Origin of the sequence: Micromonospora sp. NPDC051300, assembly GCF_044455315.1 — a bacterium.
GTDB lineage: Bacteria > Actinomycetota > Actinomycetes > Mycobacteriales > Micromonosporaceae > Micromonospora > Micromonospora robiginosa.
This window is the reverse complement of record NZ_JBITEP010000022.1, coordinates 1-26,425: the sequence shown is the minus strand read 5'-3', so window position 1 is coordinate 26,425 and position 26,425 is coordinate 1. Positions and strand designations below refer to the sequence as shown.

Annotated in this window: 28 protein-coding genes; 14 read left to right on the top strand and 14 right to left on the bottom strand. The window is 74.8% G+C overall.

Translation table 11 applies throughout. The features are described 5' to 3' along the window. Positions 1-2: 2 nt before the first annotated feature. Genes ACIA5A_RS22525 through ACIA5A_RS22505 form a run of 5 tightly spaced genes read right to left on the bottom strand, consistent with a single transcriptional unit; the run spans position 3 to position 5,911 of the window. Entirely contained in the window at positions 3-1,472 is a 1,470-nt protein-coding gene (locus ACIA5A_RS22525; RefSeq protein WP_396765806.1) for a PfkB family carbohydrate kinase, read from the bottom strand. 26 nt (positions 1,473-1,498) lie between these two features. Beyond that, positions 1,499-2,173: an SIS domain-containing protein gene (locus ACIA5A_RS22520; RefSeq protein WP_396765578.1), complete on the bottom strand. Its 675-nt coding sequence runs from the start codon at positions 2,171-2,173 to the stop codon at positions 1,499-1,501. Then, positions 2,173-3,390, bottom strand: coding sequence for a glycosyltransferase (locus ACIA5A_RS22515; RefSeq protein WP_396765575.1), 1,218 nt, complete (start codon positions 3,388-3,390; stop codon positions 2,173-2,175). Before ACIA5A_RS22515 ends, ACIA5A_RS22520 begins: the two co-directional genes overlap by 1 nt. Continuing rightward, the gene (locus ACIA5A_RS22510; RefSeq protein ID WP_396765572.1) at positions 3,375-4,349 is read right to left on the bottom strand and encodes a glycosyltransferase; all 975 of its coding nucleotides are present in this window, start codon (positions 4,347-4,349) and stop codon (positions 3,375-3,377) included. Before ACIA5A_RS22510 ends, ACIA5A_RS22515 begins: the two co-directional genes overlap by 16 nt. Next, positions 4,346-5,911 (bottom strand): HAD-IIIA family hydrolase, encoded by a 1,566-nt coding sequence (locus ACIA5A_RS22505; RefSeq protein WP_396765804.1) that lies wholly within the window; start codon positions 5,909-5,911, stop codon positions 4,346-4,348. Before ACIA5A_RS22505 ends, ACIA5A_RS22510 begins: the two co-directional genes overlap by 4 nt. Before the next feature lie 195 nt (positions 5,912-6,106). On the opposite strand from ACIA5A_RS22505, the gene ACIA5A_RS22500 reads away from it, so the two are divergent. Together ACIA5A_RS22500 and ACIA5A_RS22495 are read left to right on the top strand one after the other, a co-directional pair. Next, on the top strand, positions 6,107-6,544 hold the full coding sequence (locus ACIA5A_RS22500) for an SRPBCC family protein (protein WP_396765569.1): 438 nt from the start codon (positions 6,107-6,109) through the stop codon (positions 6,542-6,544). Between the two features lie 91 nt (positions 6,545-6,635). Continuing rightward, the gene (locus ACIA5A_RS22495) at positions 6,636-7,403 is read left to right on the top strand and encodes a polyprenol monophosphomannose synthase (RefSeq protein ID WP_396765567.1); all 768 of its coding nucleotides are present in this window, start codon (positions 6,636-6,638) and stop codon (positions 7,401-7,403) included. Between the two features lie 347 nt (positions 7,404-7,750). Here the strand turns inward: ACIA5A_RS22495 and ACIA5A_RS22490 are convergent, their stop codons facing one another. Then, positions 7,751-9,343 (bottom strand): phytoene desaturase family protein, encoded by a 1,593-nt coding sequence (locus tag ACIA5A_RS22490; RefSeq protein WP_396765564.1) that lies wholly within the window; start codon positions 9,341-9,343, stop codon positions 7,751-7,753. Positions 9,344-9,413: 70 nt separating this feature from the next. Between ACIA5A_RS22490 and ACIA5A_RS22485 the strand changes: the two genes are divergently transcribed. Next, complete coding sequence (locus ACIA5A_RS22485; protein ID WP_396765561.1) at positions 9,414-10,850, top strand: aldehyde dehydrogenase family protein; 1,437 nt, start codon at positions 9,414-9,416, stop codon at positions 10,848-10,850. Positions 10,851-10,907: 57 nt separating this feature from the next. Here ACIA5A_RS22485 and ACIA5A_RS22480 read toward each other — a convergent pair whose 3' ends face one another. Then, entirely contained in the window at positions 10,908-11,312 is a 405-nt protein-coding gene (locus ACIA5A_RS22480; protein ID WP_396765558.1) for a ChaB family protein, read from the bottom strand. Between the two features lie 143 nt (positions 11,313-11,455). On the opposite strand from ACIA5A_RS22480, the gene ACIA5A_RS22475 reads away from it, so the two are divergent. From ACIA5A_RS22475 to ACIA5A_RS22455, 5 genes are all read left to right on the top strand, one after another. After that, positions 11,456-12,433, top strand: coding sequence for a YihY/virulence factor BrkB family protein (locus ACIA5A_RS22475; RefSeq protein WP_396765555.1), 978 nt, complete (start codon positions 11,456-11,458; stop codon positions 12,431-12,433). Positions 12,434-12,471: 38 nt separating this feature from the next. Next, complete coding sequence (locus ACIA5A_RS22470) at positions 12,472-12,888, top strand: DUF2795 domain-containing protein (RefSeq protein ID WP_396765552.1); 417 nt, start codon at positions 12,472-12,474, stop codon at positions 12,886-12,888. Between the two features lie 55 nt (positions 12,889-12,943). After that, positions 12,944-13,405 carry an SRPBCC family protein gene (locus ACIA5A_RS22465; protein WP_396765549.1) on the top strand — a complete coding sequence of 154 codons (462 nt, stop codon included), beginning with the start codon at positions 12,944-12,946 and terminating at the stop codon, positions 13,403-13,405. A gap of 106 nt (positions 13,406-13,511) precedes the next feature. Next, positions 13,512-13,775, top strand: coding sequence for a hypothetical protein (locus tag ACIA5A_RS22460; protein ID WP_396765547.1), 264 nt, complete (start codon positions 13,512-13,514; stop codon positions 13,773-13,775). Positions 13,776-13,936: 161 nt separating this feature from the next. Beyond that, a complete protein-coding gene (locus ACIA5A_RS22455; RefSeq protein WP_091067529.1) occupies positions 13,937-14,149 on the top strand; it encodes a hypothetical protein in 213 nt (70 codons plus the stop codon). Here ACIA5A_RS22455 and ACIA5A_RS22450 read toward each other — a convergent pair whose 3' ends face one another. Further along, positions 14,150-14,596, bottom strand: coding sequence for a hypothetical protein (locus ACIA5A_RS22450; RefSeq protein ID WP_396765543.1), 447 nt, complete (start codon positions 14,594-14,596; stop codon positions 14,150-14,152). A 164-nt stretch (positions 14,597-14,760) separates the two neighbouring features. Here ACIA5A_RS22450 and ACIA5A_RS22445 point away from each other — a divergent pair, with 164 nt between their 5' ends. Next, positions 14,761-15,120 carry a DUF6401 family natural product biosynthesis protein gene (locus ACIA5A_RS22445; RefSeq protein WP_396765540.1) on the top strand — a complete coding sequence of 120 codons (360 nt, stop codon included), beginning with the start codon at positions 14,761-14,763 and terminating at the stop codon, positions 15,118-15,120. Positions 15,121-15,177: 57 nt separating this feature from the next. On the opposite strand, the gene ACIA5A_RS22440 is transcribed toward ACIA5A_RS22445, so the two are convergent. Beyond that, positions 15,178-16,038, bottom strand: coding sequence for a hypothetical protein (locus ACIA5A_RS22440; RefSeq protein ID WP_396765538.1), 861 nt, complete (start codon positions 16,036-16,038; stop codon positions 15,178-15,180). A gap of 199 nt (positions 16,039-16,237) precedes the next feature. Here ACIA5A_RS22440 and ACIA5A_RS22435 point away from each other — a divergent pair, with 199 nt between their 5' ends. The 3 genes from ACIA5A_RS22435 to ACIA5A_RS22425 all read left to right on the top strand — a co-directional run bounded on the left by ACIA5A_RS22435 (position 16,238) and on the right by ACIA5A_RS22425 (position 20,429). After that, entirely contained in the window at positions 16,238-18,322 is a 2,085-nt protein-coding gene (locus tag ACIA5A_RS22435; protein ID WP_396765535.1) for a SpoIIE family protein phosphatase, read from the top strand. A 41-nt stretch (positions 18,323-18,363) separates the two neighbouring features. Further along, positions 18,364-19,041, top strand: coding sequence for an HAD family hydrolase (locus ACIA5A_RS22430; RefSeq protein WP_396765532.1), 678 nt, complete (start codon positions 18,364-18,366; stop codon positions 19,039-19,041). A gap of 101 nt (positions 19,042-19,142) precedes the next feature. Next, a complete protein-coding gene (locus ACIA5A_RS22425) occupies positions 19,143-20,429 on the top strand; it encodes a cation:proton antiporter (protein WP_396765529.1) in 1,287 nt (428 codons plus the stop codon). Between the two features lie 2 nt (positions 20,430-20,431). Here the strand turns inward: ACIA5A_RS22425 and ACIA5A_RS22420 are convergent, their stop codons facing one another. Next, entirely contained in the window at positions 20,432-21,391 is a 960-nt protein-coding gene (locus tag ACIA5A_RS22420) for an NAD(P)/FAD-dependent oxidoreductase (protein ID WP_396765527.1), read from the bottom strand. Between the two features lie 80 nt (positions 21,392-21,471). Between ACIA5A_RS22420 and ACIA5A_RS22415 the strand changes: the two genes are divergently transcribed. Further along, positions 21,472-21,693, top strand: a complete 222-nt coding sequence (locus tag ACIA5A_RS22415) for a DUF3072 domain-containing protein (protein WP_396765524.1) — start codon at positions 21,472-21,474, stop codon at positions 21,691-21,693. A gap of 10 nt (positions 21,694-21,703) precedes the next feature. On the opposite strand, the gene ACIA5A_RS22410 is transcribed toward ACIA5A_RS22415, so the two are convergent. Genes ACIA5A_RS22410 through ACIA5A_RS22400 form a run of 3 tightly spaced genes read right to left on the bottom strand, consistent with a single transcriptional unit; the run spans position 21,704 to position 24,851 of the window. After that, positions 21,704-22,204 carry a metallophosphoesterase family protein gene (locus ACIA5A_RS22410; RefSeq protein WP_396765522.1) on the bottom strand — a complete coding sequence of 167 codons (501 nt, stop codon included), beginning with the start codon at positions 22,202-22,204 and terminating at the stop codon, positions 21,704-21,706. Between the two features lie 35 nt (positions 22,205-22,239). Further along, entirely contained in the window at positions 22,240-23,019 is a 780-nt protein-coding gene (locus tag ACIA5A_RS22405) for an SDR family oxidoreductase (RefSeq protein WP_396765519.1), read from the bottom strand. Continuing rightward, the gene (locus tag ACIA5A_RS22400) at positions 23,016-24,851 is read right to left on the bottom strand and encodes a glycoside hydrolase family 15 protein (RefSeq protein ID WP_396765516.1); all 1,836 of its coding nucleotides are present in this window, start codon (positions 24,849-24,851) and stop codon (positions 23,016-23,018) included. Before ACIA5A_RS22400 ends, ACIA5A_RS22405 begins: the two co-directional genes overlap by 4 nt. Positions 24,852-24,962: 111 nt before the next feature. Between ACIA5A_RS22400 and ACIA5A_RS22395 the strand changes: the two genes are divergently transcribed. Further along, a complete protein-coding gene (locus ACIA5A_RS22395; protein ID WP_396765514.1) occupies positions 24,963-25,550 on the top strand; it encodes a general stress protein in 588 nt (195 codons plus the stop codon). 67 nt (positions 25,551-25,617) lie between these two features. Here ACIA5A_RS22395 and ACIA5A_RS22390 read toward each other — a convergent pair whose 3' ends face one another. Beyond that, complete coding sequence (locus ACIA5A_RS22390; RefSeq protein WP_396765510.1) at positions 25,618-26,205, bottom strand: DUF1684 domain-containing protein; 588 nt, start codon at positions 26,203-26,205, stop codon at positions 25,618-25,620. Positions 26,206-26,425: the final 220 nt, after the last annotated feature.

Sequence of the window (26,425 nt, the reverse complement as noted above, 5' to 3'; positions counted from 1 at the left end):
GGTCATCGTGTTCCCTTCGCCGTGGATCGGACGACCGTCTCGCCGGCGGCGCCGGCCGGGACCACCGTGCCGGCCGGCCAGCCGGCACGGGCCGCCGCGATCATGTCGGTGGTGGACCGCCCGTCGAGGTACGGCACGACGACCGTGTGCCCGCCCCAGCGGGCCAGGATCTCCGACTCGGGCAGCGTCTGGTCGCCGCCGCCGCTGGCGTAGTCGCCGCCCTTGACCCAGATGTCCGGGCGCAGCCAGGACAGCGCCGCGTGCGGCGTCGACTCGTCGAAGATCAGCACCGCGTCGACGCAGCCGAGCGCGGCGAGCAGCCGACTCCGGTCGCCCTGCGGCACGACCGGCCGCTCCGGCCCCTTGAGCCCGGCCACCGAGGCGTCGGAGTTGAGGCAGACGACCAGGCAGTCACCGAGTCGGCGGGCCGCCTGGAGGGTCGCCACGTGCCCGGCGTGCAGCAGGTCGAAGCAACCGCCGGTGGCCACCACGGTGCCGCCGGCCGCGCGTACCCGGGCCACCACCTCGCCGGCGGCGTGGGCGCCGATCCGGTCCCCGCCCGCGGTCACCACCGCCGGGGCGACGGTGACCGGCGGCGCCGGCAGCGCGGCGGCCACTCCCCCGCCGGCCACGTACGCGGACGCCTCGGTGACCGCCTCCTGGACCGCCTCGGACACCAGCGCGCCCCGGGCCAGCGCCAGCGTGGCGGCGGCGGCGAACCGGTCCCCGGCGCCGCAGGTGTCCCCCTCGGCGGCCGGCGCCGGCACCACCAGCGGGGTGGTGGAGCCGGCGTGGCAGAGCAACGCGCCGTCCCCGCCCAGCGTCACCGCCACCGCGCCGGCCTGCCAGCGGCGGCGCAACGCCTGGGCGCTGCGCGAGGCGTTCGCCAGCCGGGAGCCGCCCGGCGGCGTCTTCGCCAGCTCCCGGGCCTCCGGCTCGTTCGGGGTGGCCAGGTGCACACCGGGGACCGCCGCCGGGCCGCGCGGGTGCGGGTCCCAGACCACCGGCGCCCGGGTGGCGGCCAGCGCGGCGCGCAGCGCGCCGTGGCCGGCGACGCCCCGCCCGTAGTCGCTGACCAGGATCGCGGACGCGCCGGCGAGCAGCCGCAGCACGGCCTCGCTCGGCTCGCCGGGCACGCCTGTCGCGCCGCCCCGGTCGTGGCGCAGCAGCACCCGCCCGCGCACCCGCAGCCGGATCTTCTCCGGCGTGGCGCCGGCCAGCGGCAGCGCGTACAACTGCACCCCGGCGGCGGCGAGCAGGGTGCCGAGGCGCGCGCCGCCGGCGTCGTCGGCGACGGCGGTGACCAGCGCGACCTCGGCGCCCTGCGCGGCGGCGAAGACGGCGGCCAGTCCGGCGCCGCCGGGGCGGTCGACGGACGTGGTCTCGTCCAGCACCGGCACCGGGGAGTCCGGGCAGAGCCGGTTCACCAGCCCCTCCACGTCCCGGTCCAGCAACGTGTCACCGAGCACCACCACGGGTCCCGCCATGCTCGACCTCCTCATCGGGCCTGCACCTCCGGATCCGGGTCGCCGAGCACCACCTCGACGCCGGTGCGCACGCCGCCGGCCGGGGCGCGGGCGGCGAGCGCCGCCGGCAGCGCCACGTCGACGTACTCGCAGAGCACGTGCACCGCGACCAGGTGCAGTTCCTGGACGACCTGGTTGTCGGGTGAGTCGACGGTGAGGGCGTCGTGGCAGAGGTCGGCGAGGGGGTTGGGGGCGGGTCCGGTGAAGGCCCAGGTGCGCAGGCCGGCGGCGTGGGCGGCGTGCGCGGCGGTGAGGAGGTTGGGGCTGGTGCCGCTGGTGGAGATGAGCAGCAGGAGGTCGTCGGGTCGGCCGTGGGCGTGGACCTGGCGGGCGAAGACGTCGTCGTATCCGTAGTCGTTGCCGATGGCGGTGAGGGTGCTGGTGTCGGCGTGCAGGGCGATGGCGGAGAGGGGCCGGCGGTCGTCACGGAGTTTGCCGACGAGTTCTGCGGTGAGGTGTTGGGCTTCGGCGGCGCTGCCGCCGTTGCCCGCCACCAGCAGCCGCCCGCCCGTGGCGAGCCGGTCTGCCAGGTTCCCGCCCCAGCGGGCCAGCAGCGGCTCCGCCCGACGCAACGGCAGCAGGGCGGCGGCGAGCCGGGTCAGGTGGTCCGCCAGCACGGTCGGGCCGGCGTCCGGGGCGGCCGTCATCAGGCGACCACCCGGGTGGGCCGGCGCACGGTGGCCACCTCGCCGTAGAGCTGGCCGAGCCGCTCGGCCGCGGTGGCCCACGAGTAGTGGGTGCGGGCCCGCTCCAGCGCCGCGGTGGCGTAGGCGAAGCGGCGGATCCGGTCGCCCAGCAGGGCGCGGAGCGCCGCGCCGAGCGCCGCCGGCTCGCGGGCCGGCACCAGGTCGCCGGTGCGTCCGGGCACCACCGTGTCGATGAGCCCGCCGACCGCGGTCGCCACCACCGGCACGCCACACGCCATCGCCTCCAGCGGGGTGAGCCCGAACGGCTCGTACCACGGCGCGGCGACCAGCACGTCCGCCGAGCGGTACCAGCGGGCCATCTCCTCGCGCGGCACCGCGCCGACGAGGCGTACCCGGTCGGCGACGCCGAGCGAACGGGCGAGGGCGCGCAGCCGCAGCGCGTACGGATCGGTCTCCAGCAGTCCGGCCGGTGGCCCGCCGACCACCACGCACTCGGCGTCCGGCACCGCGGCGACGGCGCGGATGACGTCCTGGAAGCCCTTGCGCTCGACCAGCCGGCCGACGGTGAGGATGCGGGCCCGGCCGCCGTCGGCGTCGACGGCCGGGCCCAGCGGGCCGAACGTGGACAGGTTCACCCCCGACGGCACGACTGTCATCCGGGACCGCGGCACGCCCAGCCGGACCAGCTCGGCGACCTCGTCCTGGCACTGGGCGACCACCCGGTCGACCGAGCGGCCCAGCTCCCGCTCGTGGTCGATGCGGCCCGGTGGGCTGGTGTCCTGCGCGCCCTGGTGGCGGCGCTTGACCGCGCCGAGCGCGTGGTAGGTCTGCACCACCGGCACGCCGGTGCGCCGGGCCGCGGCGAGCCCGGCCAGGCCGCTCATCCAGAAGTGCGCGTGCACCACCTCGGGCTGCCAGTCACCGGCGCGCCACCGGTCGGCCAGCCAGTCGGAGAACGCCGGCATGTACGGCAGCAGGTCGTCCTTGGCCACCGGCTCGGCCGGACCGGCGGGCACGTGCACCACCTGGTAGCCGTGCGGGGTGTGCACGGTCACCGGCAGGTCCACCGCGTCGAGGCGGGTGTAGACCCGGACGTCGTGGCCGGCGGCCGCGAGCGCGGCGGAGAGCTCGGCGACATGCGTGTTCTGGCCACCGGCGTCCTCCCCGCCGAGGACGGCGAGCGGGCTGGCGTGTTCCGAGATCATCGCGATGCGCATACTTCCTCCTCCAGCAGCCGGTCCCAGTCGGTGAGGAAACGCTCCAGGCCGTAGCGGTCGCGGGCGGCGGCCCGGGCCACGGCGCCCGCCCGCCGGGCGGCCGCCGGGTCGTCCAGCAGGCCCCGTGCGGCCTCGACCAGCACGTCGACCCGGGTGGAGAGCGCGCCGGCGGCGGGTGGCACCGCCTCGACCGCCTCGGTGGTGGCGAGCGCGACGACGGGCATGCCGATGGTCATCGCCTCGACGAGGCTGAGCCCGAGCGACGTCCACCGGCACAGGTGCAGGTAGGCGCGCCGTTTCCCCAGCTCGGTGTGCATGGCGCGCTGGGGTACGTCGTCGTGGCTGGTCAGCCGTTCCTCCGGCAGGCCCAGGTGGGCGGCGAGCCCGGCCACCTTCATGCCGTAGACGTCCAGCGGCGCCACCTCGGCGAACCGGGCGAGCAGGTCGGTGCCGGTGACCCGCCATCGGCGTACCGGCTCGTTGACGACCACGGCGAGGCGGTCGAGCTCGCCGGTCCACTCGACCGCCGGGGCGAGGACGCCATGCTCCACCACCGTGGTGCGGGTGCCGCCGTTGTCCCAGAACAGCTCGTTGAAGTGCGTGACGTGGGTGAGGAGCAGGTCGTCGCGGTCGGCCATCGGGTGGCGGGTGTTCGGCACCTCGCCCTTGGGGGTGTTGTGCTCGACGTAGATCGCCGGCACGTCCCGGCCCACCCGGCGACCCAGCCACTCGCCGGCCAGGTCGACCTCCTCGGGCCGTTGCAGGATCACCAGGTCCACGTCGGCGTGGGCCAGGTCCTCCGGGGTCACCTCGACGGCGCTGTCCGGCCACGGGTAGGTGCGCGCCCGACCCAGCCCGTACGGACCCCGGTCCGGGGTGACCGGCACCAGGTAGCGGTGTTTGCCGTGCACGAAGGACGTGGTCCAGGAGCCGTGCACGTGCCAGAGCAGGATGTTCATGCGGCCACCCCGAGCAGTCGCAACGCCTCCAGCACCCGGCCCGGCTCCACCGCGGAGAGGCACGGGTGGCCGGGCACCGGGCAGGTGGTGGCGCGGGTGTCGCGGCAGGGCGCGGCGGCGTCGCCGAGGCGGACCGTGGGCACCCGGTAGGGGCCCCACTGGCCGAACGGGACGGTGGGGGCGAACAGGCTGACCACCGGCACGCCCAGCGCGGCGGCCAGGTGCGCCGGGCCGGTGTTGCCGACCACCAGCGCCCCGGCCCGGGCGATCACCGCCGCCAGTTCGTCCAGCCCGGTCCGTCCACCCAGGTCGGTCCCGCCCGCCGCGGCGACCCGGGCGGTCAGCTCGCGCTCGTCCGGCCCGCCGGTGACCACCACCCGGTGGCCGGCGGCGGAGAGCACCCGCACCACCCGGGTGGCCAGCTCGACCGGGCAGGCGCGGGTCTCCACCGAGGATCCCGGGTGCAGCACCACGTAGCCGGGCGGCCCGGCGGCGGCCGGGACCGGCGGCAGCCGGTCGGCGCGCAGCCGTAGCCCCGGCTCGTCGTCGGCGGGCAGCGGATAGCCGGCGGCGGCGGCGAGGGAGAGGGCACGCTCGGGTTCGGGTACGCCGACGGGGACGCGGTGACGGATGTCGAGCAGGGCCCCGGGGTAGTCGTCGCTGATGGCGCTGATCCGGGATACGCCGGCGAGCCGGAGCAGCAGGGCCAGGGGCAGCGGCGACTGGTGGAAGGAGGTGAAGACGACCGCCTCGTCGGCGCGTACGGCGGCGAGCCGCTCGGTGAGCGCGCGCATGTCGTCCGGGTCGACAGGTGGGGCGGGGGCGTCGATCCACGGCAGCCGGCATTCGATGATCTCGTCGACGCCGGGCAGCAGGTCGGCGGCGGCCCGGCCACGGGGGCCGCAGAGCAGCACGACGCGCTCGGCGCCGGCCGCGACGGCCCGGATCCCGGGGCCGGTGACCAGCACGTCCCCCGCCGCGTCGCTGCGCACCACGAGCACCGTGCCCCGGCCCGGCCGACGCGCGGTCTCCGGCGCGGCCACCAGCCGCATCCGGGCCAGCACCGTGTCCACCGCGTCCGGCAGGTCGGCGGCGACCGTCGGCGCGGCGGCCACCTCGGCGTCGCGGGTGGCCGGCGTGGGCACCATGACGGCGGCGGCGCCGGCGGCCGCGGCGGCGGCCATGTCGGCGCCGATGTCCCCGATCAGCACGCACCGGCCCGCCGTGGTGCCGAGCGCCCGGGCGGCGGCGTGCACCATGCCGGGCGCCGGCTTGCGGCAGGCGCACCGGTCCGCCTCGGAGTGCGGGCAGATCTGCCAGTTGTCGAACGGGCCGAGCAGCTCCTCCACCCGGGCGTTGACCCGGCGCAGGTCGTGCGCGGTGAAGTAGCCCCGGGCCAGCCCGGACTGGTTGGTCACCACGGCCAGCCGCAGCCCCGCCGCGCGCAACCGGTCCAGCGCCTCCCGGGCACCCGGCACCGGCCGGACCTTCTCCGGGTCGCCGTTGTAGGGCACGTCCTCCACCAGCGTGCCGTCCCGGTCGAGCAGCACCGCCTCGTACAGGCCGCGCGGGGGCCGGTCATCCGGGTCGACCCCGGCTGACCTGCACTGATCCCGCTCGTGGTCCCGTCGCACGGGCGGCGGGTTCCCGACCCCCCGAGGAGTAAACGTCAACTTCGGATACCCGCCGGCCCGGAGAAGCTAACCCGGCCGTCGTTAGCGGGAGCCCCGGCGGGGTACCGAACTTTCGTGGCGGTTGTGGCGAGAGTGATCGAGGCGTCCCCGGAGCGGGTCTTCGAGGTGCTGGCCGACGGGTGGACCTACAGCGACTGGGTGGTCGGCACCGCGCACGTGCGCGACGTCGACGACGCCTGGCCCCGGGTGGGCAGCCGGCTGCACCATCGGGCCGGGCCCTGGCCGCTCTCGCTCCAGGACGCGTCCACCGTGCTGGAGTGCCGGGCGCCGGAGCGGCTGGTGCTGCGCGCCGGGCTGTGGCCGGCCGGCGAGGCGATCGTGGCCTTCGTCCTGGAACCGCTGCCGGACGGCCGGACCAGGGTGACCATCGGTGAGGACTTCGCCGCCGGGCCGCTGCGCTGGGTCCGCACCAAGCTCAACGACCTGGTGCTGCATCTGCGCAACAAGGAGACGCTGGCCCGGCTGTCGGACATCGCGACCCGACAGCAGCCGGACAGCTGAGCGGGCCGCTCCCGGGGCGTCACTGCGAACCCTGCGAAGCGGACTGGCTACCCTCTCAGGTGAACCTGTCGGCCGACCGAGGAAGTCCGTGATGATCCAACCCGTGCAGTTGCCCTCCCCGTGGGCGGACGCGCGCCTGACCGTCGTCGTTCCGACCTACAACGAGGCGGGCAATCTCCCGGTGGTGGTCGAGCGCCTCCTCGCGCTGCCGCTGCCGGGGTTGAAGGTGCTCGTCGCGGACGACAACTCTCCCGACGGCACCGGCGAGGTCGCCGACAAGCTGGCCATCGAGCACCCGGACCGGGTGCTGGTGGTGCACCGCCCCGGCAAGGAGGGCCTCGGCCGGGCTTACGTGGACGGCATCGGCCGCGCGATCGACGACGGCGCGGAGTTCGTCGCCCAGATGGACGCCGACCTCTCGCACCCGCCGGAGGCGCTGCCCGGCATGCTGGGCGCCCTGCTCTCCACCCAGGCGTCCGTGGTCATCGGCTCCCGCTACGTGCCGGGCGGGGAGCTGGACGAGAACTGGCCGCTCTACCGCCGCGCGCTCAGCGGCTGGGCCAACCTCTACGTGCACACGCTGCTGCGGGTGCGGATCCGCGACCTGACCGCCGGCTTCAAGATCTGGCGCGCCGACGCCCTGCGCGACATCGGGCTGGACCGGGTGCAGTCCAACGGCTACAGCTTCCAGGTGGAGATGCACTACCTCGCCACCAAGCTCGGCCACACCATCCTGGAGGTGCCGATCCGCTTCGAGGAGCGCCGCGACGGCGACTCGAAGATGACCACCGCCACCAAGATCGAGAGTGCGCTGATGCCGTTCAAGCTGCGCACCCGGCACCGTAACCTCGACTCCTGACCCGGGGCGGCGACCATCCGCCGCCGCACTCATCACGCTGCGTCAGCATGACGCAGCGTGATTTTGCGTTCCGCTCCGGTATATCCTCGCTGCCGCCTTTGCTCTGCAGCCATCGACGCAGCACGGCCCTGAGCTGCGACGACAGGAAACGGCCGCCGCGCGGCCTGCCACCTCTTCGGTACGCTGGGTTACCGATGCGTCCGTGGGTGCAGAGCAAAGGCGGCGAGCGGATTCACCTCGGGCAGAGCGGCGGTCACTCCGTGTTACTGCCGCACATCGGCGCACGGCACCCTCCCCGCCAGACGAGCGGTGACCGGGCCGCCGCCGCCGGACCCGACCGCGGCGGGTCAGGGGTAGACGGCGCGGTGGGCGGCGGCGATCGCGCGGGCGTACACCGCTCCGGTGACCGCCCGGTCGCGGGCCAGCGCGGCCCGGGCGGCGTTCGCGCCCGGCGCGCCGTGCACGCCGCCACCCGGGTGGGCCGAGGCGCTGGCCAGGTAGAGCCGGTCCACCGGGGTGTCGGCCCGGCCCAGCCCCGGGATCGGCCGCAGGAACAACTGCTGGTAGGCCGCCGCGGTGCCGCCGCCCAGCGCGCCACCCACCAGGCTCGGCTCGGCGGCCTCGAGGTCGGCCGGGCCGGCCACGTGCCGCCCGACGACCGACGCGCGGAAGCCCGGCGCGGCGGCCTCCAGCACCTCCTCCATCCGCTCCACGTGCCCGGCGACGTCCTCGGCCCGCCAGGTGCGGCGGAACGGCAGGTGGGTGTAGGACCAGAGCGACTCGGTGTTCGGCGGCGAGTGGGTCGGGTCGGCCACCGTCATCTGCCCGACCAGCAGGAACGGGTCACGCGGCACCTCGCCCCGGGCCAGCGCCGCCGCGTACGTGGTGAGGCCGTCGAGGTCCGCGCCGAGGTGCACGGTGCCGGCGCCGGCCAGGTCGCGGTTGCGCCACGGCATCGGCGCCGACAACGCCCAGTCGACCTTGAGCGTGGAGCCGTCCCACCGGAAGTGCGCCAGGTCCTCCACCAGCCGGGGCGGCAACACGGCCGCACCGACCAGGTCGAGGTAGAGCGCCGGGGCGGGGACGTCGGCGAGCACCGCGCGGCGGGCCCGCCAGTCGGTGCCGTCGGCGGTCCGTACCCCCATGGCGCGTCCCCGGGCGGTGAGCACCCGCTCGACCCGGGCCTCGTACTCGATCCGGCCGCCGCGCTCGACCAGGCGGGCCACCAACGCGTCGGTGATCCGCTGCGCGCCGCCCACCGGCACCGGCCAGCCGACCTGCTGGCCGAGCATGGCGAGCAGCCAGCCGTACACCCCGGAGCCGGCCTCCTCCGGGGACAGGTCGGTGTGCAGGGCGCAGCCGGCGAGCAGCGCCGGCCCGCCGTCGCCGTCGAAGAGTTCGGCGCCGAGCTTGCGCACCGGCAGCACCAGCCGGCGGGCCAGCCGCAGCGCGCCGGCCACCCGGAGCCTCCACAGCAGGCCCAGGCCGCCACGGACCGGCGGGAACGGGCTGGTGATGGCGTCCAGCATCGGCTCGGCCACCTGGGTCCAGTCCGCGTACGCGTGCCGCCAGCGCTCCCCGTCGCCCGGGGCGAACGCGTCCAGCGACGCGGCGGTGACGTCCAGGTCGCGGTTGACCACCGCGGCGCGACCGTCCGGCAGCAGGTGTGCCAGCACGTCTGGCGCGTGCGTCCAGGACAGGCCGTGCCGTTCCAGGCGCAGGCCGTTCAGCACCGGGGAGGCGAAGCCGAGCGGATAGAAGGAGCTGTACAGGTCACTGAGGTAGCCCGGCGCGGTCACGTGCGCGGAGCGCACCGCGCCGCCAGGCGCCCCGGTGGCCTCCAGCACGAGGACGTCCCACCCCGCGTCGGCCAGCAGGTTCGCGGCCACCAAACCGTTGTGCCCGGCCCCGATGACGACCGCGTCGGCGGTGGAAATCATCCGATCCGCCTACCCGGCCGCTCACCGGGCGAAACGCGTTTGCCTCCCCCGAACCCGGGCAAGCACGGGCATGTACACGGTTGCGCAGCTCATAGGTGGGGTGTGGGGCGCCGGGGGCGAGGGCGGCGAACTTGTCGTGCACGACCCGGCCGACGGGACGCCGGTGACCCGGGCGCCGGTCGCCACCGCCGACGAGGTGGCCAAGGCGGTGGAGGCGGCCCGGGACGCGGCGGCGGAGTGGGCGGCGACCGCCCCGGCCGAGCGGGCCGCGGCGCTGCACCGGGCGGCGGACGCGGTCGAGGCCGCCGCCGAGGAGCTGGCGCGGGCGACCACCGCGGAGATGGGCAAGCCGCTCGACGACGCCCGGGGCGGCGTGGCGGCGGGCGTGGGCACGCTGCGGCAGTACGCCGAGCTGGCCCCGGTGCGCGGCGGCCGGACGTTGCACGGCGGGCACGCGGCGCTGGACTTCATGGCCCCCGAGCCGCGTGGGGTGGTCGCCGCGATCACCCCGTGGAACGACCCGGTGGCGGTCTCCTGCGGCCTGCTCGGCGCGGCGCTGGTGACCGGCAACGTGGTGCTGCACAAGCCGAGCGAACGCACGCCGGCCACCGGCTGGCTGCTGGCCCGAGCCCTGGACTCGGCACTGCCGGCCGGTGTGCTGTCGCTGCTGACCGGCGGTGGCGAGGTGGGCGCGGCGCTGGCCGGCCAGGACGGGCTGGACGTGGTGGCACACGTCGGTTCCACCGCCACCGGCCGGTCGATCGCCGCGGCCGGCGCCCGCACCGGCGCGAAGGTGCTGCTGGAGAACGGTGGCAGCGACCCGCTGCTGGTGGACGCCGACGTCGACCCGGGTTGGGCGGCCGAGCAGGCGGCGACCGGCTGCTTCGCCAACGCCGGGCAGATCTGCGTCGCGGTGGAACGCGTCTACGTGCACCGCGACGTCGCCGGGGACTTCGTCGACGCGCTGGTGGCCCGCGCCGAGGCGCTCGTCGTCGGCGCCGGCACCGACCCGGACACGCAGCTTGGCCCGCTCGTCGACCGGCGGCACCGGGACCACGTGCACGGGCAGGTCACCGCCGCGGTGGCGCAGGGCGCCCGGGTACGCGTCGGGGGCGCGCTGCCGGACGGGCCGGGCGCGTTCTATCCGGCCACGGTGGTCGAGGGCTGCCGGCACGAGATGGCGCTGGTGCGCGAGGAGACGTTCGGCCCGGTCGCCCCGGTGGTGGTGGTCGACTCGTTCGACGAGGGGCTACGGTGCGCCGCCGACTCCCCCTACGGCCTGGCGGCCACCGTGCTGACCGGCTCGATGAGCCACGCCCAGCGGGCCTGGCGGGAGCTTCCGGTCGGGACCGTGAAGGTGAACTCCGTGTTCGGCGGCGCGCCGGGCGGGGCCGCGCAGCCGCGCCGGGGCAGCGGCCAGGGCTTCGGGTACGGCCCGGAGCTGCTCGACGAGTTCAGCACCGTCAAGGCGGTGCACCTGGAGGCGCCGGGTGGCGGCCACTGGTGAGACGCACCCGAGCCCGGGACCGTGACGGTCCCGGGCTCGTCGTCGTACCGTCGCGGGTCAGCGACCGCCGCGGGCCTTGCGGGTCGCGTTGTCGTTGGCCTTCTCGATCGCCTTCACCAGCTCCGGCTTGGTCATCCGGGAACGGCCCCGCACGTCCAGCTTCTTCGCCACCTCCATGAGGTGGTCCTTGGTGGCGTTGGCGTCGACGCCGCCCGCGGTGGGCGCGCGTCGCGCCGGTCCGCCGCCGGCCGCCTGCTTGTCGCTCGGTCCCTTGCGACCCTTGGCCTCCCAGTGGTCGCCGACCTTCTCGTAGCCGTGCTTGACGGCGGCGAAGGCGGCGCGGTGCGCGCGCTCGCCCTCGCCGTACGTCTCGACCGCCGAGTCGTGCGTCTTCTCCCAGGTCCGCTGCGCCTTGGCCGGGGAACGCTTCAACGTGCTGGGGAGCACCTCGCGCCCGGGCATCTCGTCCACCTCCGTCTCGATCGGGTGTCAGTTGTCCTTCCCGCCCGCTCCCGGGGCAAACCGGTACGCGGTTTGTCGATTTCCGCCGTGGGGTACCGCCCCGGCCACGCCCGGTGGCGCGCCGGCGCGCGGAGGAGGCGGTCATGACGGCGACGACACCACCCGCGGTCGACGGTCGGACCCGGCCCCGGCTCCCCCGGCGGATGCGCCAGCTCAATTGGCGCACCTGGCGGGGGGTGCTGGTGCGCAGCGGTCAGGGTTTCGTCAAGGACAACTGCGCCGACTGGGCCGCCGCGCTGACCTACTACGGGGTGCTGGCGCTCTTCCCGTCCACAGTCGTGGTGGTCGCCCTGGTCGGCCTGGTCTCCGACGGCCCGCGCACGGTGGACACGGTGATCGACCTGGCTCGGGAGATCGGCGCCGGCTCGGTGGTCGGCAACGACGCCTTCGTGAGCGTGGTGCGCAACGTGGTCGAGCAGCAGGGTCCGGCGAAGGCGCTGCTGAGTTTCGGTCTGCTCGGCGCGCTCTGGTCGGCCTCCGGGTTCATCGGCGCGTTCACCCGGGCCTCCAACGCGATCTACGGGGTCGAGGAGGGACGCCCGTTCTACCGCCTGCGCCCGTTGCAGATCGGCATGGCCGCGGTGACCCTGCTGCTGCTCGCGGTGGTGGCGACCGCGCTGATCGTGAGCGGTCCGGTCACCGACGCGGTGGGCGACCTCCTGCACGCCGGCGCCCTGGCCCGGACCACCTGGTCGGTGGCGAAGTGGCCGGTGCTCGCGCTGGTCGCGATGACGTTGCTGTCCCTGCTGTTCTGGATCGCGCCGAACGTGCGGCAGCCGCGTTTCCGGTGGCTCACCCCGGGCGGCGCGCTGGCGCTGGTGGCCTGGGTGGTGGCGTCCTTCGGCTTCGGTCTCTACGTGGCCAACTTCGCCTCGTACGACGTGACCTACGGCAGCCTCGGCGCGGTCATCGCGTTCCTGGTCTGGCTCTACCTGTCCAACTGCGCGCTGATGCTCGGCGTGCAGATCAACGCGGAGTTGCAGCGGGGCCGGGCGATGCAGGCCGGCGTCGAGGATCCGGACGAGCCGGTGCTGCCGCCCCGCTCCCCGGCGGACTCCTGACCGGTTTACCGGCGATTCCCCGGGGCATCTCCCAAGGCATGGAACGTGGCAGCAGCAAGCACTCGCCCAGGGTCGACGACCAGATGAGCAGCGAGGTCAGCGGCCTGGTCCAGGGCCCGGGTGCCGGCGGCTCCCGGGTCGACGAGTTCCGCCAGCCGGAGCCGGCCGGTGAGGACCAGCCCGAGGCGACCACCGCTCCGGCCGGCGACCTGCGCACCGGTTCGCCGCAGGGGATGAGTTCGGAGGACGTGGAGGCGCGCAGCCGCCTCGGCCGGTTCATCACGATGACCGCCCTGCCCGGCGACCGGGACGCGCTGGTGTCCAACGCGCGGGAGAACGAGGCGCCGGCGGACATCGTCGCCGCCCTGGAGGGCCTGCCGGACGGCACCCGCTACCAGACGGTCTCCGAGGTGTGGGCCGCGCTGGGCCACCGGAACGAGACGACGCGCTGGTGAGCGGACCGGCCCACGGTTCGCGACTGGACACCGGCGGAACAGGAGGAACCCCGACATGAGCGGCGTCATGGAGCACGTGGACGTGGACGTCCCGATTCGGACCGCGTACGACCAGTGGACCCAGTTCGAGGAATTTCCGCACTTCATGGAGGGCGTGCAGGAGGTCCGGCAGCTCTCCGACCGGATGACCCACTGGACCGTGGAGATCGCGGGCGTGAAGCGCGAGTTCGACGCGGAGATCACCGAGCAGCTCCCGGACGAGCGGGTGGCCTGGAAGTCCACCGGCGGCACCCAGCAGGCCGGTGTGGTGACGTTCCACCGGCTCGACGAGGGGCACACCCGGGTCACCCTGCAGATGGAGTTCGAGCCGCACGGCGTGGTCGAGCAGGCCGGCGACAAGCTGGGCGTGGTGGACCGCCGGGCCAAGGGCGACCTGGAGCGGTTCAAGCAGTTCATCGAGCGGCGCGGTCAGGAGACCGGCGCCTGGCGCGGCTCGGTGGACCGGCCGGCCCCCTGAGTCTGCGCACCCCCGCACCGAGGCACGACGGCCGCCGGATCACCGGCGGCCGTCGCCGTGTACCGGCTGGCCGTTTGCGATCATCGGGCCCGGGTACCGCAGGGGAATGACCGACAACGACAGCCACGTGTGGCGCGACGAGGACCGCACTCCCCTGCACGAGCTGGACCAGGCGATCGCCCGGTCGACCCTGGACGGGCAGGCCGACGACGCCACCGGCAACGACGCCGGCGAGGAGGCCGCGTTCGGCCACGGCCCGGAGGCGGTGGACCGGGGCGCGAGCCCGGAGGCCGAGCGCCGGGAGATGACCGACGCGGACCGCGCGTACCGGCCGTCGACCACCGGTCGCACCGGCCCGGACAGCATCTGAGCCACCCGGTTCCGGGCACCGCAGGGTGCCCGGAACCGGGATGCGGCGCATCGGCCGAAACGACAAAAATTGCGGTACGGGCAGACGAGAAAGCGGACAGCCCATCCAGAATCGGCCGAACGGCTGACGGCACTGCCCCGGTCGCACGTAAGACTTTCGGGATGGATCAGGGTTCCTCTTTCCTCTCCACTCGTCAGCGCCGCCTCGCCTGGCTGGGCTTCCTGCTCGCCGCCGTGCAGGCTCCCGTGGCGGCGAAGTTCAGCGACGACAGCTCCTGGCTGTTCAGCGTGGTGGTGGCGCTGATGGTCGCCACCGTGATCATCGCCGACGACGGCGCCCGGCGACGCCCGGCCCAGGCCCGCTCCTCCGACTGATCACCGCTCGGCGGGGCGCGCCTCGTGCCCCGGGCGACCGCGGCTGCGGCGTCGCTCCTTCATCTCCGCCTCGTACAGGTGCCGGCGGCCCGCGGCCAACTCGTCGCGGGCCCGCCGGTCCGTCTCCCGGAAGAGCGCGTAGTAGCCGTCGTCGAACTCCTCGACGAGCTGGAAGGTCCAGCGCCCGGCCACGACGTTGCGACCCAGCAGGTCACGGTCGATCCGCTCGGCGGTCTCCGCATGTCCGGCGGCACGGAACAGCTCCACCGCCTCGTCAAGCGTCAGGTCGGCGTGGCCGATGAGCTGGTGCAGCTCGTAGAGGTGGCCGCGGGCCCGTTCCACGCACTCCAGGGCCTCGCCGAGCTTGCCCAACGCCTCGACCGTGGCGTCACTCACCCCGTCCGGCCGGCGGTGCGCCCGGTCCGGTCCGTCGGCCTGCTGTGCCATGGTGTGCCTCCGCGGGCTCGCCTGCGTCGTCTGCGCGGATTCCTTCTGCCCCGCCACGGGCGGCTCAATCCCGGCGACCGACGCCGCCGGCACAGCCGGACGATCCGGGCATCGTCCGGTCGGCCGAGGCCGCCCCGGCCGGCCCGGGGCTAGCCTCGGTCACCATGCGCGTACCCAACCGGATCGCGACCCGCTCCACGGCGGTGGCCGCGCGGTCGACCCTCACCACGCTCACCGCCGCCGTCGGCGCCGCCGGCCTCGCCGCCGCGGCGGCGAATCCGGGGCTGCTCGCCGCGGTCGACCAGCACGCCGCCGGGGTACGCGACAGCCTGCACGGCGACCGCCGGCCGCTGACCGTGGCGGCCCTCGCCGGATACGCCGAGGGCCTGCGCGACGCCGCGTCCGAGCACGGCTGGACGCCCCCCGCCGGCGCGGTCGACTGGTCGGAGCCGGACTGGCTGCTCACCCGGCTGCTCGCGGTCTGCCTGCTGGCCCGCGCGCTCGACCCGCGCCACCTGGCCTGAGACACGGCGCGGGGCGCCCGCGATCGCCCCGCGGACACCCCGTCACCCGTTCACCCGTCAGCCGTTGGGCCGGCGGAACTGCTGCGTCTCGTCGCCCGCCTGGCCCGAGCGGTAGGTGCCCGACCCGGACATCGACGACTGCGGCGTCGCGGGCGCGGGCTGTCCGCCCCGGTCGGCCATCCGCCGGTCGTAGTCGCTGCGACCGACCTGCTGGGCCTGCCGCTGCTGCCGGAACGCGCGGGACTCCTCCGCGACCCGGTCCAGCCAGCCGTCCCAGCGGTTCTGCATCGGCTTGATCAGACCACCGCCGACACCGACGACCAGGATTCCCGCCACCGTGGCGAGGAACGCGATGAGCACCGGCGTGGTCACCGTGGTGGCGATGCCCACCTGGTTCAGCGCCGCGATGACACCGAGCGCCAGGATGAAGAAGGCCGTCACGTCGGCCAGCACCCGGCCGTACGAGAGCCCGCCGAGCGCGCCGGACACCAACTGCCGGACGGCGTTGGCGATGGCGGCCGCGATCACCACGATGACGATCGCCACGAAGGCCCGTGGCAGCCAGGACACCACCCCGCGGATCAGGTCGCTGATCGCGTTGGGTCCCCACACCCCGAAGGCGAACTGCAGGGTGAACAACAGGACCGCGTAGTAGGCCAGTCTGGCCAGGATGTCGCTGGCGTCGTACTTGGTGCGTTCGAGGGCGCGTTTGATCCCGCCGCGTTCCACGGCGCGGTCGAACCCGACCCGTTCCAGTGCCGCGTCCACGATTTTGAGGACGGCTCGGGCGATGAGCCAACCCACCACGAGAATCGCGATGAACGCGATGGCCCTCGGTACGAAGAGCAGCACCGACCTCCAGAAGTCGGTCCAGGCCGCACTGATGTCGACCTGCCCGACGGCGAGGGTTTTCGGCATGATGTCCCTCCTGTCGCGTGAACTGCGCCGCCCGCATACCCGGTGCTCTCGGGAGCACGCGGACCGGACCGGGGCAATTTCCCGACATGACCCGTCGAACCGGCCCTGACCTGCCCTGACGTCCCGGCCGGCGGGGCTCGGCGCCGGCACCGGACGCATGACCGGAACCACCCGGCCACGCTCCGGTTAGGCTGCGGTCATGCCAGGCACCGTCGGTCGGATTCCCACGCCGTCCGCCCCCACTCCGGGAGCGACCACCCACCCGTGGGCCGGTACGCCGCTGGGCGCCCCGCAGAGCTGGGATCCCGCGGTCCGCGCCGTGGCGGACGTGGTGCTGTCCTCCCCCGTACCGATGGCCCTGCTCCTCGGCGACGACCTGGCCCTGCTCTACAACGACGGCTACGCCGAGCTGATCGGTGACCGGCACCCGGACGCGCTGGGCCGCCCGGCGGCGCAGGTGTTCGCCGAGGTGTGGCGGGAGGCCGGCGCGGGTGACGCGCTGGAGCGGGTGTACCGGCGGGGGGAGCCCTTCCTGGAACGGGAGGCGGTGCTGCCGGCCGACCGGCAGGCCGAGCCCGCGGTGTTCACCCGCGGCCACTCCCCGGTCCGCGACTCCGCCGGCCGCATCGTCGGCGTGCTGACCGTCTCCGCCCAGACCACCCAGTTGACCCAGCAGTTGCAGAGCCTGAGCGACTTCGCCGCGGCGCTCTCCGGCACCCTCACGCTCGACGACGTGGCCCGGGTGACGTTGCGCTACTGCCTGCACTCGTTCGACGCCGACCGGGTCTCCTTCGCCGTGGACGAGGGGTCCACCTGGCGGTTGGTCCGCCGGATCCGGGGCGAGCTGCTCGACGAGGCCGACGAGCGGCTGCCCCCGCTGTGGCGCCGGATGCCCGCCGACTCGCCGCTGCCGGCCGCGGTGGCCGCGCGCAGCGGCGTGCCCTCGTTCGTCGCCGACGGGCAGCCGCTGCGGGACGTCGCGGCGGACCGGCACGACGAGAAGGTCCGGGCCCTGGCCGCGCTGCCGCTGCGCTCGACGGTGGTCCGGGGCGCGCTGACGGTCGGCTACCACGCGCCCCGGCCGTGGTCCCCGGCGGAGCGGGCGCTGCTCGCCGCGTCCGCCGAGCTGATCGGTCAGGCCGCCGAGCGGGCCCGCCGGTTCGAGACCCAGCACGGCACCGCCCAGTTGCTGCAACGCAGCATGTTGCCGGAGCAGTTGCCCGACCTGCCCCGGCTGCGCATCGCCGCCCGCTACGACCCGGGCGTCGACGGCAACGCCGCCGGCGGCGACTTCTACGACGCGTTCCTGCTGCCCACCGGCGCGCTCGGGGTGGTGCTCGGCGACGTGGCCGGCCACGACGTGCAGGCCGCCGCGCGGATGGGCCAGGTCCGCGCGGCGCTGCGCGCGCTGGCGCTGTCCGACCCCCGGCCGGACGCGGTGCTCGCCGGCCTGGACCGGCTGGTGGCGAGCCTCGGCACCGAGGGCGGCACGCACGAGCTGTTCGTCACCGTGGTGTTCGGCGTGGTCGACGTCGACCGGGAGCGGATCACGCTGGCCAGCGCCGGTCATCCCGCGCCGCTGATCCGGCGCGGCCGGCCCGGCGACGGTCCGGCCGCGGAGTTCGTCGACGTGCCACCCGGCCCGCCGCTCGGCCTCGGCGGCCGGCAGCGCACGGTCACCGTGCCGTTCCGCCCCGGCGACACGCTGCTGCTCTACAGCGACGGCGTGGTGGAGCGGCGCTGGCAGGACCTGACCGCCGGGCTGGCCGGGCTGGGCGCGGCGGTGAGCGCCGCGAGCGGCGGAGACCCCCGGGCGCTGTGCGCGGTCGCGACCGCCGCCGTGCCGGGCGCCACCGAGGACGACGTGGCAGTGCTGGCGGTGGAGCACGCGGTGCGGCCCAGCCGCTCGGCGGGGATGGAGGTGCCGGCCGAACCGACCGCACCGAGCCGGGTCCGGCACTGGATGACCGCCCAGCTCACCGAGTGGCAGGTGCCGGAGGCCGTGGTCGGCGCGGCGGTGCTCTGCACCAGCGAGCTGACCACCAACGCCCTGCTGCACGCCGGCACCGCCGCCCGGGTGGAGGTGGACCTGAGCGCCGAGCGGTTGCTCGTCTCGGTCGCCGACTCCGGCACCCGCGGTCAGGTGACCCGGGCGCAGACCGACACGCTGAGCAGCCGGGGGCGCGGGCTCGGCCTGATCGAGGAGCTGAGCGACGCCTGGGGCACCGATCCGACGGTACGCGGCTCGACGGTCTGGTTCGAGATCCTCATTCCCGCCGGGTGAGCCGGGAGTCGGCGGCGTCCCGCCCGGGTAGGAGGCCAACCATGGCAGACGACATGCGACACGGCGTCCTCTTCGACGTGGACGGCACCCTGGTCGACTCCACCTACCTGCACACGGTGAGCTGGTGGGAGGCGCTGCGCCAGGCCGACCACCGGGTACCGATGGCGCGGATCCACCGGTCCATCGGCATGGGCTCGGACAAGCTCCTCGACCACCTGCTGGGCGCCGAGCGGGACACCGACGCCGACGGGCGCCTGCGCGACGCGCACGACACGCTCTACGCCGAGTACTGGGAGCGGCTCACGCCGCTGCCCAAGGCGCGGGAGCTGCTGTACGCCTGCGCGGACCGGGGCCTGCGGGTGGTGCTGGCGACCTCGGCGGCCGAGCACGAGGTCGCCGCGCTACGGGCGGTGCTCGACGCGGACGACGTGATCGACACCGTCACCTCGTCCGCCGACGCGAAGGAGAGCAAGCCCGCGCCGGACATCCTGGCCGCCGCGCTGGACCAGTCGGGGCTCACCGCCGGGCGGGTGGTCTTCGTCGGCGACTCCGTGTGGGACGTGGCCGCCGCCGGCAAGCTGGACATCCCCTGCATCGGGCTGACCTGCGGCGGCACCGGGCGGGCGGAGCTGGCCGGCGCGGGCGCGGTGGCGGTGTACGAGGACCCGGCCGAGCTGCTGGACGCGCTGCCCGCGAGCGCCATCGGTTCGCTGGGCTGAGCCGCCGGTCGACCGCGTTGCGTCGAAAGGCTTAGCCGGTACCGGTTCGGGGCACTGCTGAGCACCACTGCCCGGCCGCCGGGCGGCGAAAGGGTGGGGTCGTGGAACCGGTCGATGTCGCGTTCGCTCTGCTGGGCGTCGGTGCGCTGCTGGCGGGGATCCTGCCCCGGGTGCTGGAGAAGCGGCCGTTGTCCATGCCGATCGCGTTCCTCGGGCTCGGCATGCTGGTCTTCGCGTTGCCGACCGGCCTGCCCACGCCGGACCCGCTGCGCTCGCCGGAGCTGACCACCCACCTGACCGAGCTGGGCGTGATCGTCGCCCTGATGGGCGCCGGCCTGAAGATCGACAGGCCGTTGAGCTGGGCCCGCTGGTCCTCGACCTGGCGGCTGCTGGCCATCGCCATGCCGCTGTGCATCGCCGCGGTGGCGCTGCTCGGCTGGTGGTGGGCCGGTCTGGTGCCGGCGGCGGCGCTGCTGCTCGGCGCCGCGCTCGCCCCGACCGACCCGGTGCTCGCCTCCGACGTCCAGGTCGGCGAACCGACCGACGCGGAGGACTCGGAGGACGAGGTCCGCTTCGCGCTCACCTCGGAGGCCGGCCTGAACGACGGACTGGCCTTCCCGTTCGTCTACGCCGCCATCGCGATCGCCAGCACCAGTCTCGCCCCGGCCGACTGGCTCGGCGAGTGGCTGGCCGTGGACGTGGTCTACAAGCTCGCCGTCGGCGTCGGCGGCGGGCTGCTCGTCGGCTGGCTGCTGGGCAAGCTCTTCTTCCGGGCCCCGAGCGCGCTGCGGCTGGCCAAGCACTCCGAGGGCTTCCTCGCGCTGGCCGCGACGTTCCTCGCGTACGGGCTGGTCGAGGTGGTCGGCGGCTACGGCTTCCTGGCCGTCTTCGTGGCCGCCCGGGCGATCCGGGCCGCCGAGCGCACCAGCGAGTTCCACTCCGTGCTGCACGACTTCGCCGAGCAGGTGGAGCGCCTGCTCACGGTGCTGTTGCTGCTGCTGTTCGGCGGCGCGGTGATCGGCGGCCTGCTCGCGCCGCTCACCTGGCCGGCGGCGCTGGTCGGCCTGGCCCTGGTGCTGGTGATCCGCCCGCTGCTCGGCTGGCTGTCGCTGCGCGGCGCGCCGGGCCGGGCGTCCGAGCACTGGGTGATCTCGGTGTTCGGCATCCGTGGCGTCGGCTCGTTCTACTACCTGGCCTACGCGACGAGCAAGACCGACTTCCCGCAGGCGGAGCTGCTGTGGGCCACCGTCGGCCTGGTGGTGGTGGTCTCGGTGGTGGCGCACGGGATCGCCGCGACCCCGGTCATGCAGGTGCTGGACCGCGCCGGCGAGCGCACCCGGGACCGGTCCGAGGTGGGCCGGACCGAGCAGCCCGTCCCGGCCGGCTGATCTCAGCCGAGACGGTCGGCCAGGGCGCGGCCCAGGTCCCGGCCGGAGCGCCAGGCGCTCTGCACCCGGGGGCGGCCGAACGCGTCGCCGGCCAGGCCGATCCCGTCGCGGTCCAGGTGGTACGTGCCGCCCTCGCCGACCACCGTCGGTCGGGCGTACGTCCAGCGGTGCACGTGGGTCGACGTGGGCGGCTCGCTCAGGCCGAGCAGGTCCCGGACGGCCTGCTCGATCTCCGGGCGGGCGCCGGTGGGTTGGAGCAGGTGCCCGGCGGCGAACTCCGCGGTGGTGTGCGCGACAAGCACCGGGGCGCCGTCGCCCCGACGGTCGCCGTCATCGCAGACCAGGCTCAGCACCGGGTGGTCGTTGACGAACGCGCCCCGGAAGTCGGGCCAGCGGCGCGACGGGAAGTGCAGGACCCCGGTGAGCGCGGACGCCCAGCGTTGGGCCGCGACCGCGCGGGTGGCCTCGGCCAGCGCCGGGTCCAGCAGCAGGGCGGCCTGCGGGCCGGGCATGGCGAGCACCACCGCCTCGGCGGCCCGCCCGTCCACGGTGGGGCCCGGCTCGACGGTCATCACCAGCCGGTCGTGGGTCACCGCGAGGCCGGTGGCCAGGTGCTCGACAAGCGAGCGCAGCCCGCGCGGGGCGGCCCAGCGCACCGGCCCGCCCACCTCCTCGCGCCCCCGCGGCCCGTACGCGACGAGCGTGTCGGTCCACTCCCGGGCCAACCCGGCGGCCTGCCAGTCCGCCACCACGGCGGCGAAGTCCGGGTCGTCCACGGTGAAGTAGGCGGCGCCCAGGTCGGCGGGGCGGCCGTCGAAGCGCTTGCTGGCCATCCGCCCACCGGTCACCCGGGCACGCTCGCGCACCTCGACCGGGATGCCGGCCCGGACCAGCTCGGTCGCGCACGCCACCCCGGCGATGCCCGCGCCGACCACCACCACACCCGCTCGGTCCGCTGTCATCGGTCGATCGTAGGCGCGGACCGGTATGAACTCGCGGGCACGGGGGTAATGGCACACCTGTACGAGGAGAGGTGATCAGCATGGCCGACCGCGCCAACGACAACCGCACCGTGAACCCGGACGCCGCCGTCAAGGACCCGGACGACTGGGTGACCGGCGACGAGCCGCCGACCGCGGCCCAGGAGTCCTACCTGCACACGCTGGCCCAGGAGGCCGGCGAGACGGTGCCGGACGGGTTGACCAAGGCCGAGGCGTCCCGGCGCATCGACGAACTCCAGGCGGAGACCGGCCGGGGGCGCTGAGACACCTCGGTCAGCGCGGGGGCAGGCGGTGCAGCTCGACCCGGTCGAGCCGCCCCGCCGCCACCCGCGCGGTCAGGTAGGTCGCGTGCGGCTGGGCCCGCCGGTCGGTGGGCGAACCGGGGTTCAGCAGCCGCAGCCCGCCGGGCGCGACGCTGTCCCAGGGGATGTGCGAGTGCCCGAAGACCAGCAGGTCGCGGTCGCCGTACGCGGCGGCGCAGCGTTCCTCGCGGCGGGTCTTCGGGCCGGTCTCGTGCACCACCGCGACCCGCAGCCCGGCCAGTTCGACCCGGGCCACCTCGGGCAGCCGGGCGCGCAGGGCCGGCCCGTCGTTGTTGCCGTAGACCCCGACAAGTCGGCGGGCGCGCGCCTCCAGCGCGTCGAGCAGCGCCACGTCCACCCAGTCGCCGGCGTGCAGCACCACGTCGGCGGCCTCCACCGCCGCCCACAGCGGGGCCGGCAGGTCCCGCGCCCGCTTCGGGACGTGGGTGTCCGCGATGATGACCAGCTCCACCGCGCCATCCTCCCGCATCCGGCGCGGTCGTGCCGTCAGGCGCCCTGGCCCTGGTTCTGCATCAGTCCGCCGTCCATGAAGTAGGTCGAGCCGGTGACGTAGTCGGCGTCGTCGCTGGCCAGGAAGACGGCCAACTTCGCGATCTCGGCCGGTTCCGCGGCCCGCTTCCACGGGATGCTCTGCACCTGCTCGTGCAGGTAGTCCGGGTTGTCGATCGCCTCCTGGTTGAACGGGGTGAGCACCATGCCGGGTCCGATGTTGTTCACGTTCATCCGCATCGGGGCGACCTCCAGGGCCAGGCTCTTGGCCAGCTCCAGCATGCCGCCCTTGCTGGAGTCGTAGTCGGCGCCGCCGGCCCGGGCCACCTCCTGGTGGATCGACGTGATGTTGACGATCTTGCCGCCGCCGCCCACGTCACGGCGGTGCCTGACGAACCGCCGGCAGCAGAAGAACATGCCGTAGAGGTTGGTCCGGATGCACCGGTCCCAGGTCTCGGTGTCCAGGTCGGCCACCGGGATGCCGGAGGCGTCCACGCCGGCGTCGTTCATCAGCACGTCCAGCCGGTCGAACTCGGCCAGCGCCTCGTCGAACATCGCCTCCACCTGGTGCTCGACGCTGATGTCGCCCTGCACCACCACGGCCCGCGAGCCGGCCGCCTCGATCTCGGCCCGGGTGTGGTTCGCCCCGGCGTGGTCGTGCAGGTAGTGCACCACCACGTCGGCGCCCTCCCGGCCGAACTCGATGGCGGTGGCCTGGCCGATACCCGAGTCCGAGCCGGTGATCAGGGCGGTCTTGCCCGCCAGTCGTCCGGTCATCCGGTCACTCCCTCCGTGCGGGCCGCGCCGGTCGGCACGGCCGGTCGGTCGTGCGCGAACCGCGCGGCGGCGTCGGTGATCCGGCCGGCGGTGTTGATCAGCCCGATGTGCGAGAACGCCTGCGGGAAGTTGCCCAGTTGCTCGCCGGTGACCTGGTCGATCTGCTCGGCGTAGAGGCCCAGGTCGTTGGTGCGGGCGGCGAGCTGCTCGAACAGCCGCCGGGCCCGGTCCAGCTCACCCGCCTCGGCCAGGCAGCCGGCCAGCCAGAACGAGCAGATCACGAAGCCGGCCGGGTCGCCGTCCCAGCGGCGCAGCAGCCCGTTGTGCGACAGCCGCCGCTCGACCACGTCCATGGTGGCGCGCATCCGCGGGTCGTCCGCCGGCAGGAAGCCGACCAGCGGCATGGCCAGCACCGAGGCGTCCAGGTCGTCGGAGTCGAACGCCCCGGTGTACGCGCCGACGCGCTCGTTCCAGCCCCGGCTGAGCACCGCCGCGCGGATCTCGTCCCGGGCGGCCGCCCAGCGGGCCACGTCGGCCGGCTCGCCGATCCGCGGCCCGAAGCGCACCGCCCGGTCCAGCGCGGTCCAGCACTGCACCTTCGACGACACGTAGTGCCGCTCGGCGTCGCGCGCCTCCCACATCCCGGAGTCCGGCTTGCGCCAGTCGCGCATCGCCTGGTCGGCGAGCGTGCTCAGCAGGTGGCGCACGTCGGGCGACATCGGGTCCAGGTAGTGCCGCATCAGCCAGGCCGCGTCGAGCACCTCGCCCAGCACGTCGTTCTGCCGCTGCCGCCAGGCGTCGTTGCCGACCAGCACCGGCCGGCTGCCGGCGTAGCCGGCGAGGTGGTCGAGGTCGTGCTCGGTCAGGTCCCGCTCCCCCTCGACCCCGTACATGATCGGCGCGGGGGCGTCGCCGATCCGCCCCATCGCCCGCGCCACCCAGGTGAACTGCCGGTCGGCCTCGTCCGGGCAGGCGGCCCGCCAGAGCGCCTGCAGGGTCAGGCTGAAGTCGCGCAGCCAGACGAAGCGGTAGTCGTAGTTGCGGTCCCCGCCGAGCTGTTCCGGCAGCGCGGTGGTGGCCGCCGCGACGACCGCGCCGCTCGGCCCGTAGGTCATCCCCTGCACCACGAGCGCGCTGCGCCGGACCAGGTCGCGGTACTCGCCCCGGTAGTCGTGCAGGTCGACCCAGGAGCGCCAGCCGGCGACCGTGGTGGCCACCGCCTCGGCGGCGTCGGGCAGCACCGGCGCGTCGCCGGCGTACGTCGGGGCGTACCCGAGGGTGAAGTGGTGGGCGCTGCCGGCGCGGGCGGTGAACCGCCCCGCGGCGGCGCCCTCGGCGAACGTCAGCGGAACGTCGCTGCGCAGTTCCAGCCGGCAGGCGCCGGCGGTGGCGGTGATCACCCCGCCGTGTTCGGTGAGGTAGGCGCCGACCCGCCCGTACTCGAACCGGGGCGCGTAGTCCACCCGCATCGGCACCTCGCCGTCGAGGCCCTCGACCACCCGGGCCAGCACCCGGGGTGAGCGCCTGCCGATGTCGTGGCCGCGCGCGCCGGGCTCCAGCGCCAGGGCGTCGGTGACGGCCACCGTCCCGGTCGCGGTGGTGAAGACGGTACGCAGCACGAGCGTGTCGTCCAGGTAGGACCGGGTGCTGGTGAACCCGCCGTCGGGTCGGATCGCCCAGTGCCCGGCGTCGTCGTCGAGCAGCCGCCCGAAGACCGACGGCCCGTCGAACCGGGCAGGGCACCACCAGTTCACCGCGCCGGCGGTGTCCACCAGGGCGGCGCTGCGCCCGTCGGCGAGGAAGCCGTGCTCGCTGATCCGTCCGCTCCGCACGGTGGTGGCTACCCGGCCACGGCGTCGCCATGCCTGCCCGGATCGCCGGCGGTCGCCGCGTTACCGCTCGCCGGCGACGGGAACGCGGCGGGTTGACGAAGGAGGATGCTCATGACCAGACCCTCGACTCCGACCGCGGCCTGGCGTCCCGGGATGCCGGGCAGCGACAACCTCCCGTCCGGCCCGGGCGGTCGCCCGATGCCGCCGAGCGGGGACGGGCACGGGCCGCAGGCCGGCCCGCCGACCGTCACGATCGGCTCGTATCCGGACTATCCGTCCGCCCAGCGCGTGGTGGACTATCTGGCCGACAACCGGTTCCCGGTGGAACGGACCTCGATCGTCGGCACCGACCTGACGCTGGTGGAGACGGTGATGGGCCGGTTGACGACCGGCCGGGCGGCCCTGCTGGGCGCCGGCACCGGCGCGTGGTTCGGCCTGTTCATCGGGTTGCTCTTCGGGATCTTCACCGCGGGCAACTGGCTGGCGGTGATCCTGGTCGGCCTGGTGATCGGCGCGATCTGGGGCGCCGTGTTCGGCGCGGTCGCGCACGCCATGAGCGGCGGGCAGCGCGACTTCACGTCGGCCAGCTCGCTGCGGGCCAGCCAGTACGCGGTCACCGTGGACGCGGAACTGGCCGAGCAGGCCCGGCAGATGCTGGGTCGGATGCACCTGACGCCCACCGGCGCCACCGCCCGCTGAGGCGGCCGGCACCGGCACGAGGGAGGGTCCCGCCGGGGCCCTCCCTCACGCGTCGGTCACGCTCGGATCAGTCGTGCCAGGCCCGCTCGCCGGCGCGCAGCGGCACGTCGACGCGGTTCTCCGGCGGGGCGAGCGGGCAGGCCCACCTGTCGTCGTAGGCGCAACTGGGGTTGTAGAGGTAGTTGGCGTCCAGCCGGACCCGGTTACCGGGCAGCACCGTCAGGCCCCGACCGAACGTGCCCTTCACCGTGTCGGTGAGGTAGCGCCCCCCGCCGTACGACCCGTCGCCGCAGCTCGCGTCGCGCAGCGGCACGAACAGCCCACCCCCGTACGCGTCGATCCACCAGAGCGTGAGCGGCCCCCACGGCGTCTCGGCGACCGCCACCCGGCGGTAGTCGACCACCCCGTCCGGTCCCCCGGTGTCGATGCTCAGCTCGCCCGAGGCGGGCCGCAGCGGCGCCTCGACCACGGCGGCCGGGTCGGGCGGATACCAGCGCAGCCCGGTGAAGCCGGCCCGCTGGTCGGCCGGGACCGGACTGCTCGGGTGGCTGCCGAACAGCAGATCCCGGGCCTGGCGGAACCCGCCCAGGTCGAGGTCGGACAGGTAGAGCCCGGCCACCCGCTCCCGCCAGTCCAGCACGTCGAGATCGTCCACCCCCCGACCCTACCCACTCGCTCTTCCCCACCGCCCCACCTCGTCGATCTTGCGGTTTCGGCCCCACCGACGTCGGCTTCGTCCTGTTGCGCCCAGGCCGAAACCGCAAGATCGATGCCGGGGGTGGGGGGGTGTCCCTATGGGTTTCGTCGAGCGGCGATCGGCGTGGCTGGGCGGGGCTGGTAGGGGATCTTGTCGCGGAGCATGGCGAACAGGACAT

Coding starts and splice junctions, on each gene's coding strand:
- ACIA5A_RS22520 (WP_396765578.1), bottom strand. CDS start 2,173: ATGACGGCCGCCCCGGACGCCGGCCCGACCGTGCTGGCGGACCACCTG.
- ACIA5A_RS22515 (WP_396765575.1), bottom strand. CDS start 3,390: ATGCGCATCGCGATGATCTCGGAACACGCCAGCCCGCTCGCCGTCCTC.
- ACIA5A_RS22510 (WP_396765572.1), bottom strand. CDS start 4,349: ATGAACATCCTGCTCTGGCACGTGCACGGCTCCTGGACCACGTCCTTC.
- ACIA5A_RS22495 (WP_396765567.1), top strand. CDS start 6,636: ATGATCCAACCCGTGCAGTTGCCCTCCCCGTGGGCGGACGCGCGCCTG.
- ACIA5A_RS22490 (WP_396765564.1), bottom strand. CDS start 9,343: ATGATTTCCACCGCCGACGCGGTCGTCATCGGGGCCGGGCACAACGGT.
- ACIA5A_RS22485 (WP_396765561.1), top strand. CDS start 9,414: ATGTACACGGTTGCGCAGCTCATAGGTGGGGTGTGGGGCGCCGGGGGC.
- ACIA5A_RS22480 (WP_396765558.1), bottom strand. CDS start 11,312: ATGCCCGGGCGCGAGGTGCTCCCCAGCACGTTGAAGCGTTCCCCGGCC.
- ACIA5A_RS22475 (WP_396765555.1), top strand. CDS start 11,456: ATGACGGCGACGACACCACCCGCGGTCGACGGTCGGACCCGGCCCCGG.
- ACIA5A_RS22470 (WP_396765552.1), top strand. CDS start 12,472: ATGGAACGTGGCAGCAGCAAGCACTCGCCCAGGGTCGACGACCAGATG.
- ACIA5A_RS22465 (WP_396765549.1), top strand. CDS start 12,944: ATGAGCGGCGTCATGGAGCACGTGGACGTGGACGTCCCGATTCGGACC.
- ACIA5A_RS22460 (WP_396765547.1), top strand. CDS start 13,512: ATGACCGACAACGACAGCCACGTGTGGCGCGACGAGGACCGCACTCCC.
- ACIA5A_RS22455 (WP_091067529.1), top strand. CDS start 13,937: ATGGATCAGGGTTCCTCTTTCCTCTCCACTCGTCAGCGCCGCCTCGCC.
- ACIA5A_RS22450 (WP_396765543.1), bottom strand. CDS start 14,596: ATGGCACAGCAGGCCGACGGACCGGACCGGGCGCACCGCCGGCCGGAC.
- ACIA5A_RS22445 (WP_396765540.1), top strand. CDS start 14,761: ATGCGCGTACCCAACCGGATCGCGACCCGCTCCACGGCGGTGGCCGCG.
- ACIA5A_RS22440 (WP_396765538.1), bottom strand. CDS start 16,038: ATGCCGAAAACCCTCGCCGTCGGGCAGGTCGACATCAGTGCGGCCTGG.
- ACIA5A_RS22435 (WP_396765535.1), top strand. CDS start 16,238: ATGCCAGGCACCGTCGGTCGGATTCCCACGCCGTCCGCCCCCACTCCG.
- ACIA5A_RS22430 (WP_396765532.1), top strand. CDS start 18,364: ATGGCAGACGACATGCGACACGGCGTCCTCTTCGACGTGGACGGCACC.
- ACIA5A_RS22420 (WP_396765527.1), bottom strand. CDS start 21,391: ATGACAGCGGACCGAGCGGGTGTGGTGGTGGTCGGCGCGGGCATCGCC.
- ACIA5A_RS22415 (WP_396765524.1), top strand. CDS start 21,472: ATGGCCGACCGCGCCAACGACAACCGCACCGTGAACCCGGACGCCGCC.
- ACIA5A_RS22405 (WP_396765519.1), bottom strand. CDS start 23,019: ATGACCGGACGACTGGCGGGCAAGACCGCCCTGATCACCGGCTCGGAC.
- ACIA5A_RS22395 (WP_396765514.1), top strand. CDS start 24,963: ATGACCAGACCCTCGACTCCGACCGCGGCCTGGCGTCCCGGGATGCCG.